Source organism: Polycladomyces abyssicola (assembly GCF_018326425.1).
GTDB classification, from domain to species: Bacteria; Bacillota; Bacilli; order Thermoactinomycetales; family JIR-001; genus Polycladomyces; species Polycladomyces abyssicola.
Window position 1 is genome coordinate 761,844 of the sequence record NZ_AP024601.1, and the last position, 13,058, is coordinate 774,901.

Genomic DNA, 13,058 nt, shown 5'->3' on the forward strand with positions numbered 1-13,058 from the left:
TTCCATTCTGCGCTTTTCGGGTCTTCACTCGGTCGGGATTGGTCAGTCGCTCACTCGGAAAAACATTGCCCCCTTACGGAAATAACCAGACACGGTCCAGTATGCGCCCCAACGAGGGGGGAGGGAGGAAGTCCGATGTTTCAACCGGAATGGGAAGCGATGCCGCGTGATGAGTTGCTCCGTCTACAGTTGGAACGACTTCGCCAAACGGTGGAACGCGTATATTACCGGGTACCGTATTACCGGCATCGGCTGGACGAGCATGGTATCAAGCCGGAGCAGATTGGTAGTGTAGAGGATATCATCCGGTTGCCGTTTACACGCAAACAGGATCTGCGGGATCAATATCCGTTTGGATTGTTTGCTGTTGATTTGTCGGAAGTCAAACGGCTCCACGCTTCTTCCGGAACCAAAGGAAAACCGACGGTGGTGGGGTATACCCGCAGAGATTTGGACAATTGGGCTGATTTGTGCGCACGTACCATCGTCGCTGCAGGTGGCCGTCCCGGTGACGTGTTTCACAATGCGTACGGCTATGGTTTGTTTACAGGCGGATTGGGCGTGCATGCAGGAGCGGAGCGACTCGGTGTGACGCTGGTGCCGGCTTCCGGCGGCAACCGTACCCGCCAAGTGACGTTGATCGAAGATTTCAAGCCGCGCGGCATTGCTGGAACCCCTTCGTTCATCCTCAGTTTGGCGGAAACGATGGAGGAGATGGGCAAGGACCCGGCGAGCTCTTCTCTGGTGTACGGCATTTTCGGCGCGGAACCGTGGTCCGAGGGGATGCGACGCACGCTGGAAGAAAAATGGGGCATCCATGCAGTGGATATTTACGGTTTGTCCGAAGTGCTGGGACCGGGGGTCTCCATCGAATGCTGGCAAGCCAAAAACGGGTTGCATATCGCGGAGGACCACTTCTTGGTCGAGGTGATCGATCCTGACACGGGGGAGCCTTTGCCCGACGGTGAGACGGGAGAGTTGGTTTTTACCACTCTGACCAAGGAGGCGATCCCGGTGATCCGCTACCGGACGGGAGACATCGCCGCCGTGTACCGCGAGCCGTGTGTTTGCGGCCGTACCCATGCGCGGATGTCCCGGATCAAGGGACGGGTGGACGACATGTTGATTATTCGCGGTGTAAACGTCTTCCCGTCCGAGTTGGAACATGTTCTCTTGCAAGTGAAGGAGGTGACGCCGCATTACCAAATCATCATCACACGGGAAGGGACATTGGACCACTTTACAGTGGAAGTGGAAGTATCGGAATCTTTCAAAGAGCGGATCGGTGACTGCCCGTTGTCGGAACACGCGGACGGGGCACGGCTGACCGACCGGCTGTGCCGCTTGTTCAAAGACAATTTGGGTGTGACGACGCAGGTGGTCCTGCGCAGACCTCATGAAATTCCCCGCAGTGAAGGGAAAGCGGTTCGTGTGATCGATCGCAGAGTGCCGCAGCCCAGATGAGTGAGGCGGAAATTGGAGACTGCGATGAAGCTATGAAGCTGCTATTGGTTTCGGGAGCGGGTCCGAATTCCCCGTTGCGGTGCTTAAGACGGGAAATCGGAGTCCGCGAACTTGACATCAACTGGAAATTCTTCTGAGAGAGGGATCCACATGACCAAATTGATCGCCATTTACCGTCAACCGGAGGACCAACAAGCATTTGACGAGCATTATTTTCAGGTGCATGCGCCGCTGGCAAAAAAAATGCCGGGATTAAAGAAGATCGAGGTGACCCGGTTTGTCGGCACACCAATGGGAGGGGAGTCTCCGTATTATCTGATGGCGGAAATGGTGTTTGAGGATCGGAAAACATTGGACGAAGCAATGGCTTCTGAGGAGGGGCGTGCTGCGGCGAAAGATTTGATGGGCTTCGCTGGCAAACTGGTGACGATGATGATTGGTGAGACAGCCAGCGGTGATGAAAAGTGACTGTTGATCCGATTGTGCGGACGGCCGTGGTAGGCGCCGGTACGATGGGGAACGGGATTGCAGAAGTGCTGGCGACCGCGGGGAAACGGGTCGTTTTGGTCGACGTCTCCCCGGCAGCTCTTGAACGCGGCATGCAGGTGATCCGTGACCGCTTGCGCCGACGGGTGCAGAAAAAGCGGATGACGGCGGAGGAGATGAAGCAGGTGCTGGACCGGATCGAGTCGTCTGTCGACCTGTCCGCTGTCGCCGAAGCTCAGTTGGTAATCGAAGCGGTGGTGGAACGGCTGGACGTGAAAAAGTCGTTGTTTTCCCAATTGGATGAGATCACCGACCTGGAAGCGATCTTAGCCACCAACACCTCCTCTTTATCGGTGACGGCGATCGCCTCGGCCACGAAGCACCCCGAACGGGTGATCGGACTTCACTTCTTCAATCCGGCTCCCGTCATGCCGTTGGTAGAAGTGGTCCACGGGCCAATGTCAGAACGGGAAGTGGTCGATCAGGCGATGGCGTTTGTCAAGGAGATTGGCAAGGACCCCGTGAAGGTGACCGACACCCCCGGGTTTTTGGTCAATCGTGTGGCGCGGTCGTTTCACAGCGAGGCATACCGACTTGTCGGGGACCATGTGGCGGAGAAACGACAGGTGGATCGCATCCTACGCGCGGCCGGTTTTCCGATGGGACCGTTTGAATTGCAGGACCTGATTGGCCTCGATATCAACTATGCCGCCTCATGCTCCGTCTACGAAGGGTATTTCCACGATCCGCGTTTCCGTCCCCATCCGCACCAGCGGCAACTGGTGGACAGCGGTTCGCTCGGTAAAAAGGCGGGAAGGGGGCATTACCGCTATGAATGACATCGTGTTGATCGGTGACGGACCCTTGGCAAAAGAAACGTCGGATGTGTTTACTGAACGGGGTTGGAACGTATGGGCAATGGACCAATTGGATCAACCGTTGTCATCGTCTTGTGCGGTGGTGGACACGGTCACTGGACCTGTGGAAGAGAAAAAGCGGTTGCTGCGCCGAGCGGTGGAACTCGTGCCGAACGATGCTCCGATCTGGACGAACACACTTCATGTAACAGCGACACAGGTCGCTTCCTGGGTCCCACACCCCGAGCGGGTCGGCGGTTTTTCCCCGTTAATGATCAAGCAGATGCCATTGGTGGAAGTTGGCCGCCCGCTTCAGGCGGAGGATGATGACGTGTGGGCCCGGGCCGTGCAACTGTGGCGGTATGTAGACAAACAAGTGGAAGTGGTCGGTGACGAACCGGGTCTGGTCTTCCCCCGAACGTGGGCGATGCTGGTCAACGAAGCGGCATTTGCGCTGACAGAAGGCGTAGCGGAAGCGGACGCCATTGATCTGGCGATGAAAAAAGGGACACGTTTTCCGATGGGACCGTTGGAATGGGCTGACACGATCGGGGTCGACCAGGTGGTGTGGATTTTATCCGGCTTGGTGCGCGAGCTGGGAGAGGATCGCTATCGTCCGGCTCCCCTCTTGCGCAAAATGGTGTATGCCGGTTACACCGGACGTGCAGCCGGACGTGGTTTTTATCGGTACGACGTAGATGGGAAGCGGCAATCCTCTGAAATTAGCAAGGTCAGTATATAGGTCATCTGTAGGAGGGTGGCCGCGATTCTGTCGCACAATCTTTTCAGGGCGAAGACGGAGCGAAACGGGAAAGCGAAGCGGACCTATACATCAAGCACGCCCTGAGAGAAAGAACGGACATCTGTGTAAGCAAAGGGGGGCAAACCGTGCGCGAAGCCGTCATTGTGGATGCGGTCCGGACACCGTTTGGACGGTATAAAGGAACACTGAGCTGCGTACGCCCCGATGATCTGGCCGCCCATGTTATCCGCGCCTTGTTGGCAAGAAATCCGGTGGTCGACGCCGAGTGCATCGAAGACGTCATATTCGGTTGTGCCAACCAAGCCGGGGAAGACAATCGCAATGTGGCCCGCATGGCTGCTCTGTTGGCGGGATTGCCCGAGGAGACGGGCGGTGTGACGGTCAACCGCTTGTGCGGGTCTGGACTGGAAGCGGTCAATCAGGCGGCAGCGGCCATCGCGTCTGGTTGCGGCGACATTTTCATCGCCGGTGGCGTGGAGAGTATGTCAAGAGCCCCGATGGTGATGTTGAAGCCGGAGGAACCGTTTCCCCGCGGCAATCAGACGTTGGTGGACACCACGTTGGGCTGGCGGTTCGTCAACCCGAAAATTGCGGAGATGTTCCCGCCGCTCAGCATGGGGGAAACCGCTGAAAACGTCGCCGAACGATACGGTGTGTCCCGTGAGGACCAGGATGCTTTCGCCCTGCGCAGTCAACAGCGGGCCGCCCGTGCATGGGAAGAAAGCCGTTTTGCTGACGAGATCGTACCCGTGACCATCCCAGTCAAACGCGGAGAACCAAAGGTGTTCAATAAGGATGAACACATGCGTCCTGACACCACATTACAAAAATTGGCATCTCTCCGTCCGGCATTTCGCAAAGACGGCACTGTAACCGCCGGTAACTCGTCAGGGATCAACGATGGGGCGGCTGCGCTCCTGATCATGGAACGGGGCGTCGCCCAATCGCTGGGACTGAAACCGCTGGCCCGCATCGTCACCTTTGCCGTATGTGGCACCCATCCCAACTACATGGGCATTGGACCGGTCGGGGCAACGAAAAAGGCGCTGACCCGAGCAGGGCTGTCCGTCGCTGATCTGGATCTCATCGAATTGAACGAGGCGTTTGCCGCTCAGGCGATTGCTTGCATTCGTGAACTCGGATTGGATGAGGAGAAGGTGAATGTCAACGGGGGCGCGATCGCGTTGGGCCATCCGCTGGGTGCCAGCGGTGCGCGGATTATTGGCACATTGGCCTATGAATTGCGAAGACGAGGTGGCCGGTATGGTCTGGCCACGATGTGCATCGGCGTGGGACAAGGCATCGCCACCATCGTGGAACGGGTGGAATGAGTTTGGCGAAGCGAAACACCATACGAATCAAGGGAGGAGAACCGATGCTGAAAGAGAAGATCGCGTTGTTGCAGGATGAATATCATTTGTTGATCAACGGGGAAAAAGTGCCGAGCAGTTCCGGGGAATGGTTTGAAACGTTCAACCCGGCCACGGGGGAAGTGATCGCGCGGGTGGCCAAAGCGTCCCGAGCCGATGTGGACAAAGCGGTGGAAGCGGCCCACCAAGCGCTGGAGAAGGGAAAATGGGCGAAATGGCCGGCCTCTCGACGCGGGCAGATCCTCAATCGGATTGCCCAGATTATGCGTGAACGCTTCAACGACTTGGTGGAACTGGAGGTACTCAACAGCGGGAAAGCCATCTCCGCCGCCCAGGGTCAAGTGCATCAGGCGATTGAGGATTTCGAGCTGTACGCGGGTGCAGTAACGACCATTTCCGGCAGTACCAAACCGGTACCCAACGGTTTTTTCCACTACACAGTCAAGGAGCCGGTCGGGGTTTGCGCACAAATCGTGCCTTGGAACTACCCGTTGATGATGGCGGCCTGGAAAATCGCCCCGGCTTTGGCTGCAGGATGCACCATCGTATTGAAACCTGCCTCGCTCACCCCGCTGACCGCACTCGTATTGGCTGATATTTGTCACGAAGCGGGTGTTCCGGCCGGTGTGATCAACGTCATTACCGGCAGCGGTTCCGATGTGGGCGCTTACCTGATCGAACATCCCGGTGTGGACAAAGTGGCCTTTACTGGTGAAACCACGACGGGCAAAGATATCATGGCTAGAGCTTCCGACACCCTGAAGCGGGTGACGTTGGAGCTGGGCGGAAAATCGGCCAATATCATTTTTCCGGATGCCGATTTGGATGCGGCGGTGAACGGCTCCGTTTTCGGCATTTACTACAATACCGGACAATCCTGCGAAGCGCGATCCCGTCTGCTGGTGCACGAATCGATCTATGATGCATTTTTGGAGAAGTTCGTAGAGAAAACGAAGAAACTGAAATTGGGTGATCCGTTCAGCAAGGAGACGCATGTCGGGGCCGTCATATCCCGGGAACAATGGAATGTGATCGACTCCTACGTCAAATTGGCGCAGGAAGAGGGAGCGCGCGTCATCTGCGGCGGAAAACGGCCGGAAGGAGCGGAATTTGAGAAAGGGTATTGGTACGAACCGACGGTCATTGTGGATGTAACCAACGACATGCGCGTGGCTCAGGAAGAAATCTTCGGACCGGTCGTCGTGGTCATCAAATTTAGCGACGAACAGGAAGCGGTCCGCCTGGCCAACGACACCATCTACGGACTGGCCGCTGCACTGTGGACCCAGGATTTCTCCCGCGCACACCGTGTGGCCGGACAACTGAAAGCGGGTGTTATCATGATCAACAATCCGTTCTCCACCTTCCCCGGATTGCCGTTCGGTGGTTACAAACAATCTGGATTCGGTCGGGAGCTTGCCATCGAGTCGATTGATCTGTATACGGAAACGAAGAGCGTCCTCTCCTATATCGGAACCAAACCGCTGAATCCCTTCGGCGTGTGAGGTGTTTGCCGGTGAAACCGGGATTGCATCCGGGTCACCAGGAGACGATGACCGTCACGGTCACGGAGGAAATGGCGGCTTCCTTCGGCGGAGAGATGATTCATCCGACACTCTCCACCGTCACCATGGTGTACTACATGGAATGGATAGGTAGGAAAGTGATCTTGCCCTTCCTGGATGACCACGAAGAAGGAGTGGGGGCGGCGATTGAGGTTAAGCATCGCGCCCCCGCCCCGATCGGCAAAAAGGTCACATTTACCGCCGAAGCGATGGAAGTAAGGTTCAACAAAGTAGTGTGTCGCGTAACGGCAAAACACGATAAGGCATTGGTCGGGGAGGGAACGTTTATACAGGCGATTCTCCCGCGTCAACAAATCCGAGAGCGGCTCGAAGCAATGCGGTGAATCAAATTCGCCCCGGTGGGTGACCATCGGGGTTTTTGTTGTTACAACAAAAATCACAACTTGGTCCGCTGATGCGTGGTTTCAAGGGTGAGCAACATGCATATATTACAGCAATGTTACAAACACATGCCAAACGAAAGGCAAGGGATGTGCCATGCGCGGAAAATGGCTGGTGCTGTGGTTGAGTTTCGTGTTGCTGGCGGGGTGTTTTCAAGCGACCTCACCGAGCCAGCCAACGTCGACCAACGACGTTCAGTTGGGTCAGATATTGGTGATCGCGGAGAAAAACGGAACCGTCAAGTTTGATTTGAAGTTAAGGAACAAAGGAAAGAAGGATGTTCGGCTCACGTTTTCAGATGAACCCGTCTCTTTTGTCATTCTCCAAAAAGGAACCGAGATCGCTCATGTGGAAGTAGACAGTGTTCCAAAAGAGACGCGCGAAGTCATGCTGGCTCCGTCGGAACAGGTTCAATGGCGAGGTGTGTGGGATCTTCAAGCAAAAGGCAGACATGTTCCGGCGGGAACTTATGAGGTGGAGGTGAAGTTGTTGCCGGAGAAGATAAACGGAGAAGCCCCGCGTTCGCATCAATTCCTGGCCAAGGGCACGTTTGAAGTACATGCGGCACCGACACTGGACAGGAAACCGGTGAAGCCGGGGCCCAAGCTTGAAAATGCCGCGTTTCGTCAATTGCGTGTCGTCGGAGGCGAAGGAACGTATCGCGTGACAGGGGAAGCGCGTGTGTTGGAAGGGGTTTTCAACTACGCAGTTACCGATGGCCACCGATATCTGAAAAGGGGACCTGTACAGGTGAAGGGCGGAGCACCCAGTTGGACACCGTTCACCCTGGAGATCTCGATTCCTCGCGATCAACTGCCATCCAACGGGACACTGGTCCTTGAACTGTACGAGGAAAGTCCCAAAGACGGCTCACGCATCCATCAAATCGAGATCATGCTGGGTGTATTCCGTCCGCAATGAGATCGCTCCAAATGACAGCCGCGGCTCATCTCCGCGGCTGTTCCACATGTTTGAGAGAAAAGGAGGATCCCCGTTGATGATACCCGTTTGTTTGCAAAGCATGCCCAATCAGATCCGCGTACGGGTTCTGCCGGATCCTGTCGAACTCCCGGCCACTTTGAGACGGGACATCTCAGTGCATTGGGAGCGGTTGAAACGGGAAGGAAAAACATTTAAAAACGGCACCATCTTTACCATCCGGGATTGGCACCATGAGCCCGACCGACTTGATGTCACCCTGATGCGCACCCGATATGACCATTATCTATATACCGTGCACCATCAAATGACCAATCCTTGGGCCTGCCGCGTCATGTACGCTTGCGCCCTGACGGAGACGTCTGATGGTTATTGGGTGATCGGAGAAATGGCAGATCACACTTCATTCCCGAGGCGATTGCAGTTGGCGGGTGGCGGGATTGACGAATCGGATGTGAAAGAGGATCAGGTGGATTTTCTCCACAGTATGTTTCGGGAGGTAGAGGAAGAGCTGGGGATCGACCTGTCGCAGATGGCGGACGATGTCCAAGTCCAACCTTTGTATCTGAAAACAGGGGGAGAACGTCATTCCGCAACGCTCATCTATCGTTTGGGTCTGCCGATGACAGTAGAAGACATGCGACATCATTACGCCGCATTCCTGCATCGTCTGCAGAAAAAAGGAATAAAGCCGGAATTTGCTTCTCTCATCTGGCTCAAAAAGGAGAAGTCGGAGATCACCCGTTTTTTGCATCACGATCGGCGTCTCCGCGTCGATTATCTCGCACCGTTGTTGACCAAGCTGGTTGAGAGCGAATAAACCATACAAAACCGCAGGCATACGGGATGAGTGCCTGCGGTTGATTTTTGGATTCACTCCAGCCACCCTTTCTTTTTGAACCAGATAAACATGGAGACGCCGACGGTTGCCATCAATCCCAAAACTGCAAAGTAGCCGTAACGCCATTTCAGTTCGGGCATGTATTCAAAGTTCATCCCGTAGATCCCGGCGATGAATGTCAATGGCATAAAAATGACCGTGAACACTGTCAATGTCAGCATGATGGAGTTCATCCGGTCAGTCTTGATTGACATGTAATGATCGCGCATGTCGGACGTGAGCTCACGATTGGATTCGATCATCGCCGTCAATTTTAACAGATGGTCGTAGATATCGGTGAAATACAGCTTATAGCGCTTGCTTTCCTTGAGAAAATCCATATTGAGCATGCGATACAGCATTTCACTTGTTGGTACGATGGTTTTTCTGAGCGCGAGCATGTCACTGCGGATGCGGAATAAACGGCGCGTGATCACACGATGGGGTCGGTTGGTACCGTCGTCCAATTCGTTGATACGATCCTCCAGATTGTACATCGCGGGGAAATATTGGTCTACGATCCGATCCATTACCAAGTACAGCACTTGCATCGGCCCCAATTGGATCGATTGGGCGTCGGCGGACACCGCCTCCCAGGCGGAATCAATTTCGTTCAGACGGGAAAAATGAAACGAGACCACATACCGGTCACCGACAAACAGATCCAGCTCTTCGGTTTTCAAGGTGTCCGGATTCAGCGAATGCAGGACATAAAATTGATATCCTTCATATAAGTCCAGTTTGGGGCGTTGTAGAAAGTGAAGGCAATCTTCGATAGCCAAGGGATGAAAATGAAAATGATTGTGTAACAGCGCGGCTTCGTCTTCGCTGGGTGCTTCAAAATCGACCCAATACCATGAAATGTCCGCACGATCCAGTTGTTCCAACGGCAAGTCCCGTTCCAGCGTGCCGTCTGCTTTGACAGCCAATGTGCGAATCAACCGTATGCCTCCCTTGCTCCCACTGTAGTGTTTCATGTCGGACAACAGTTTATTCGGCTTTTGATTGGTTGATCCTCTTTTCATTTCAATGAAAATCACCCCTTAAATGTCGGAAAAATAAAACATCAAAAAGGCTGTTGACAGTTTGTCCGATCCGTTATAGAATTAAATTCGTCACGACGCAATGGAAAATGCGAGAGACAAACGAAATCAAAGCATCATGCCGAAGTGGCGGAATTGGCAGACGCGCACGACTCAAAATCGTGTGGTCTCTGACCATGTGGGTTCGACTCCCACCTTCGGCACCAAACGAAAACGCAGGCTCTAATGGGAAGCCTGCGTTTTTTCATGGTAAAAGTCATTTATTTATCACGTAGCTCTGGCAATCTTTTTTTTCAGGTGTCCCCTTTACGGGAAATCGCACGTTTGGTATATGAGAAAATATGGATCGGAAAAAAACAGGTTGACTTTTGCTTACGTTCCGCTTATAATGTCTTTTGCCATGTTTCACTATCTTTTTCATGAGAATAATGAATCATTGTCGGGGCGTGGCTCAGCTTGGTAGAGCACCTGGTTTGGGACCAGGGGGTCGCAGGTTCAAATCCTGTCGCCCCGACCAGTACGGACGGGCTTTTCACAGCCCGTCTTTTTGATTTCTTGGCAGGATTGCAAACGGATTGCAAACCTTTATCTCGATAAAGTGTTCCGGTCCTTTTGAAGCACTTGGTCAATTGCTACTGCTGCTTCTCTTTGCATGGACGGAATCACATGGGAATATATATCCAGGGTGATTCCGATCGATGAGTGCCCTAACCGTTCAGAAACGATTTTCGGGTGAATCCCTTGTTTCAGGAGCATCGTGGCGTGGGTGTGTCGGAGATCGTGGAAGCGGATCTTGGGAATCCCGGCTTTCCCTATGATTCGGTCGAATATATGATTGACTTTTCTAGGCTCCATCAAGTTCCCTACAGTATTTGTAAAAATGAACTCAATATCCCGTAGACCAAACTTGAGCATTTCCTCTGCCTGTCTTTTTTGATGCTGTCTTAGAACGTCCACTGTGGCTGGGGAAATATTGACCAATCGCCGACTGTTATCGGTTTTGGGTTGCTCTTTGACAATGAGTCCATTGACAGTACGTTGTACCGTCCTTCTTACAACGAGTATCCCACGATCAAAATCCACGTCTCCCCATTTCAATCCCAACAACTCTCCACGGCGCAAGCCGGTGCTGATGGCCAGAAAAAATAATGCAAATAGACGGTCATCTTGAGCAGAGCTTAAAAACCTCGTCACACTTCTTCAAGGGGTAATACCAGCGAAGCTGTCACAGTAGAGTCTCAAAAACGGTCTTTTTGAGACTGGAAAAGTCATCTGCTTAGCGCACTTTCTTGTGAAAATACTGGTAAGAAGTGAGTAAAGTTAAAGCGCGAAGTATCCGGGATTAGTTCCAAAGGATAGAAGTACAAAAATATCAATCTTTCCGAAGTTCGATAATCCGGTATTTCCCACGAAATAGCGAGGGTTCATCCTTCACGACATAAACCGGCATCCCGTCGGCAATCCTTTCAAAGGAACGGTTCACATCAGTTCCAAGTCGTCGGGTGAGTATGTTTAGCGTTTGGCTGACCCAGGAAGGCGATGCTTCTGAATGCCGGAACTTATCAAAAATCAGGATGCGTCCACTTCCTTTTAACACCCTGATTCCTTCCATCAGCGCTTTACGTGGATCTTCGACGACACTTAGAATCAGGTTGAAAAAAACAGCATCAAAGGTTTCGTCAGGAAACGCCAATGCTTCCGCGTTCATCTGTTGCAGGTGAATGACATGACGACTGGCTTTTTTTCGGGCTTGTTCCAACATTTCGGGAGAAAGATCAATCCCAGTTACCCGCACACTCTCAGGAAGATAGGCAAAATCCAGCCCAGTTCCGACTCCCACCAGCAATACATTCTCCCCAGGTTGGAGGTGAGCCTGTTCCACCACTTTCCGGCGGGCCGATCTAAACCACCGATTCTGTAATACCCAATCATAGAATGGTGCCCACATTCGGTATATTTGCCGATTTTTCTCGTTGTTCATCCGTTGTTACCCCTTTTATCCAGTTTCGTCCCTTAGGATTTGGGCATTGGGGTGGGCGTGGGTCTGGCATACCCATCTTGATGCTTTTGATCAATATAGCGGCGAAGGGACGTTTTCACTTGTTTTTTTCAAGGCAATCGCTTCTGAGGCAATATTTAAACAAGTGCCGCAGTTCATACCGTGCGAATCCAATACAATGGAGCCGTCAGATTTTGTTTCTTTGACAAAGCAGTTTAGATTGTTTTTATGTCCCACACTTTCCCCACACCCACAATAACACGGAATATATTGGAGCAAATCTCCGTTTTTTGCTGCTGATCGGTAGATCTTCAAGACATTCGCATCCTTTCCATTCAAAAAACGAGGAAGTTGATTGGGACTTGAAGTCATTTCGGTCACGTCGCCCATTGGTCACGCGTCGGTCACCGGCAACCCAATAAGTACGCTGGTAAATATGAAGCCAAAGAGTATGTGGAATCTAATCATAGGGATATTACCATAGAACAAAGGGTGTTTGGAAGGAGTATGCCAAAAAGCTGGTTATAAGAAGAAATGAAAAGAGCCCCGCCCTGGGAGCTTTACCCTCGTTTCCCATTTCACGATTACACACGAACGGCAGGGGGTCTTTGTATTTATCGCACCGATGTTGGCACATCAATCCGTCAACCTTAAAGGCGACAGTTATTTACCAGGCTTTTCCCAGATTAAATGAACCATGTCTGTCCAATAAGATTCTGTCTTTTCTATTACAATCTTTGATGATTGGATGATATGCATTATGTCCCGATTCTGATGGCATCCTACCAGACGGTAGGCAAGAGGATCCAATGCTTTTTGAAGGGAAGCAAGAACAAAGTTGGAGCTAATACCGTGCTCCATCAACAATATGCGGCCGTCTTTTTTGCACCACCGGTTAAATTGATTTAGTATTTGGATGGGATCTTGATATCCGCACAGAGACAAGGTGGAGACCACGGTATCGAATGAATCGGAAGCAAATGAAAGGTTTTCTATATCAGCTTGGATAAACTCAGCTTCGATTCCGTATTCCTGAGCGGCTTCCTTTGCTTTTTTTAACATTTCCGGGCTGAAATCCACAGCCGTTATTTTCACATCAGGGCCATAGAAGGGAAAATTGGCTCCAGCCCCCACCGCCACCTCAAGCACTTTCCCCTTGGCTGAACGAATAAGCTTTTGCCTCCACTTTTTTTGTGCTTGTTTTTTTCGCTTTTTTTCGTACAAACGGGCCTGTTTCTCGAACTTTCTCACCAAATCCGATCGATTCAATTTTTCATCCCCCTTGTCAAC

Annotated in this window: 15 protein-coding genes and 2 tRNA genes; 11 read left to right on the forward strand and 6 right to left on the reverse strand. The window is 52.5% G+C overall.

What is annotated here, in order from left to right; translation table 11 throughout:
• The first annotated feature begins 135 nt into the window (after positions 1 to 135).
• From KI215_RS03865 to KI215_RS03905, 9 genes are all read left to right on the forward strand, one after another.
• Positions 136 to 1,464 carry a phenylacetate--CoA ligase family protein gene (locus tag KI215_RS03865; RefSeq protein WP_212774267.1) on the forward strand — a complete coding sequence of 443 codons (1,329 nt, stop codon included), beginning with the start codon at positions 136 to 138 and terminating at the stop codon, positions 1,462 to 1,464.
• A 150-nt stretch (positions 1,465 to 1,614) separates the two neighbouring features.
• The gene (locus KI215_RS03870) at positions 1,615 to 1,932 is read left to right on the forward strand and encodes an EthD family reductase (protein ID WP_212774268.1); all 318 of its coding nucleotides are present in this window, start codon (positions 1,615 to 1,617) and stop codon (positions 1,930 to 1,932) included.
• On the forward strand, positions 1,929 to 2,789 hold the full coding sequence (locus KI215_RS03875) for a 3-hydroxyacyl-CoA dehydrogenase family protein (protein WP_212774269.1): 861 nt from the start codon (positions 1,929 to 1,931) through the stop codon (positions 2,787 to 2,789). Before KI215_RS03870 ends, KI215_RS03875 begins: the two co-directional genes overlap by 4 nt.
• Positions 2,782 to 3,549, forward strand: coding sequence for a 3-hydroxyacyl-CoA dehydrogenase family protein (locus KI215_RS03880; protein WP_212774270.1), 768 nt, complete (start codon positions 2,782 to 2,784; stop codon positions 3,547 to 3,549). Before KI215_RS03875 ends, KI215_RS03880 begins: the two co-directional genes overlap by 8 nt.
• Before the next feature lie 146 nt (positions 3,550 to 3,695).
• Positions 3,696 to 4,901, forward strand: a complete 1,206-nt coding sequence (pcaF, locus tag KI215_RS03885; RefSeq protein ID WP_212774271.1) for a 3-oxoadipyl-CoA thiolase — start codon at positions 3,696 to 3,698, stop codon at positions 4,899 to 4,901.
• A 44-nt stretch (positions 4,902 to 4,945) separates the two neighbouring features.
• Positions 4,946 to 6,445, forward strand: a complete 1,500-nt coding sequence (locus KI215_RS03890; RefSeq protein ID WP_212774272.1) for an aldehyde dehydrogenase family protein — start codon at positions 4,946 to 4,948, stop codon at positions 6,443 to 6,445.
• A gap of 11 nt (positions 6,446 to 6,456) precedes the next feature.
• The gene (locus KI215_RS03895; protein WP_246512187.1) at positions 6,457 to 6,849 is read left to right on the forward strand and encodes a thioesterase family protein; all 393 of its coding nucleotides are present in this window, start codon (positions 6,457 to 6,459) and stop codon (positions 6,847 to 6,849) included.
• A gap of 154 nt (positions 6,850 to 7,003) precedes the next feature.
• Positions 7,004 to 7,828, forward strand: coding sequence for a Gmad2 immunoglobulin-like domain-containing protein (locus KI215_RS03900; RefSeq protein WP_212774273.1), 825 nt, complete (start codon positions 7,004 to 7,006; stop codon positions 7,826 to 7,828).
• A gap of 73 nt (positions 7,829 to 7,901) precedes the next feature.
• Entirely contained in the window at positions 7,902 to 8,666 is a 765-nt protein-coding gene (locus KI215_RS03905) for a hypothetical protein (protein ID WP_212774274.1), read from the forward strand.
• 53 nt (positions 8,667 to 8,719) lie between these two features.
• Here the strand turns inward: KI215_RS03905 and corA are convergent, their stop codons facing one another.
• A complete protein-coding gene (gene corA / locus KI215_RS03910) occupies positions 8,720 to 9,667 on the reverse strand; it encodes a magnesium/cobalt transporter CorA (RefSeq protein WP_246512188.1) in 948 nt (315 codons plus the stop codon).
• Positions 9,668 to 9,889: 222 nt separating this feature from the next.
• Here corA and KI215_RS03915 point away from each other — a divergent pair.
• Together KI215_RS03915 and KI215_RS03920 are read left to right on the forward strand one after the other, a co-directional pair.
• A tRNA-Leu gene (locus KI215_RS03915) sits at positions 9,890 to 9,975 on the forward strand.
• A gap of 234 nt (positions 9,976 to 10,209) precedes the next feature.
• A tRNA-Pro gene (locus tag KI215_RS03920) sits at positions 10,210 to 10,286 on the forward strand.
• 68 nt (positions 10,287 to 10,354) lie between these two features.
• On the opposite strand, the gene KI215_RS03925 is transcribed toward KI215_RS03920, so the two are convergent.
• The 5 genes from KI215_RS03925 to KI215_RS03945 all read right to left on the reverse strand — a co-directional run bounded on the left by KI215_RS03925 (position 10,355) and on the right by KI215_RS03945 (position 13,037).
• Positions 10,355 to 10,963, reverse strand: a complete 609-nt coding sequence (locus KI215_RS03925) for a site-specific integrase (protein WP_212774275.1) — start codon at positions 10,961 to 10,963, stop codon at positions 10,355 to 10,357.
• Positions 10,964 to 11,141: 178 nt separating this feature from the next.
• The gene (locus KI215_RS03930; RefSeq protein WP_212774276.1) at positions 11,142 to 11,750 is read right to left on the reverse strand and encodes a class I SAM-dependent methyltransferase; all 609 of its coding nucleotides are present in this window, start codon (positions 11,748 to 11,750) and stop codon (positions 11,142 to 11,144) included.
• Between the two features lie 32 nt (positions 11,751 to 11,782).
• Positions 11,783 to 11,869: a PCYCGC motif-containing (lipo)protein gene (locus tag KI215_RS16245; protein ID WP_212775054.1), complete on the reverse strand. Its 87-nt coding sequence runs from the start codon at positions 11,867 to 11,869 to the stop codon at positions 11,783 to 11,785.
• Positions 11,841 to 12,158 carry a PCYCGC motif-containing (lipo)protein gene (locus KI215_RS03940; protein ID WP_212774277.1) on the reverse strand — a complete coding sequence of 106 codons (318 nt, stop codon included), beginning with the start codon at positions 12,156 to 12,158 and terminating at the stop codon, positions 11,841 to 11,843. The genes KI215_RS16245 and KI215_RS03940 overlap by 29 nt, the downstream gene beginning before the upstream one ends.
• 273 nt (positions 12,159 to 12,431) lie before the next feature.
• A complete protein-coding gene (locus tag KI215_RS03945) occupies positions 12,432 to 13,037 on the reverse strand; it encodes a class I SAM-dependent methyltransferase (RefSeq protein WP_212774278.1) in 606 nt (201 codons plus the stop codon).
• Between the last annotated feature and the right edge of the window lie 21 nt (positions 13,038 to 13,058).

What these genes read in the sequence shown, in the direction of transcription:
- KI215_RS03865 (WP_212774267.1), top strand. Translation starts at nt 136, where the DNA reads ATGTTTCAACCGGAATGGGAAGCGATGCCGCGTGATGAGTTGCTCCGT.
- KI215_RS03870 (WP_212774268.1), top strand. Translation starts at nt 1,615, where the DNA reads ATGACCAAATTGATCGCCATTTACCGTCAACCGGAGGACCAACAAGCA.
- KI215_RS03880 (WP_212774270.1), top strand. Translation starts at nt 2,782, where the DNA reads ATGAATGACATCGTGTTGATCGGTGACGGACCCTTGGCAAAAGAAACG.
- KI215_RS03890 (WP_212774272.1), top strand. Translation starts at nt 4,946, where the DNA reads ATGCTGAAAGAGAAGATCGCGTTGTTGCAGGATGAATATCATTTGTTG.
- KI215_RS03900 (WP_212774273.1), top strand. Translation starts at nt 7,004, where the DNA reads ATGCGCGGAAAATGGCTGGTGCTGTGGTTGAGTTTCGTGTTGCTGGCG.
- KI215_RS03930 (WP_212774276.1), bottom strand. Translation starts at nt 11,750, where the DNA reads ATGAACAACGAGAAAAATCGGCAAATATACCGAATGTGGGCACCATTC.
- KI215_RS03940 (WP_212774277.1), bottom strand. Translation starts at nt 12,158, where the DNA reads ATGGGCGACGTGACCGAAATGACTTCAAGTCCCAATCAACTTCCTCGT.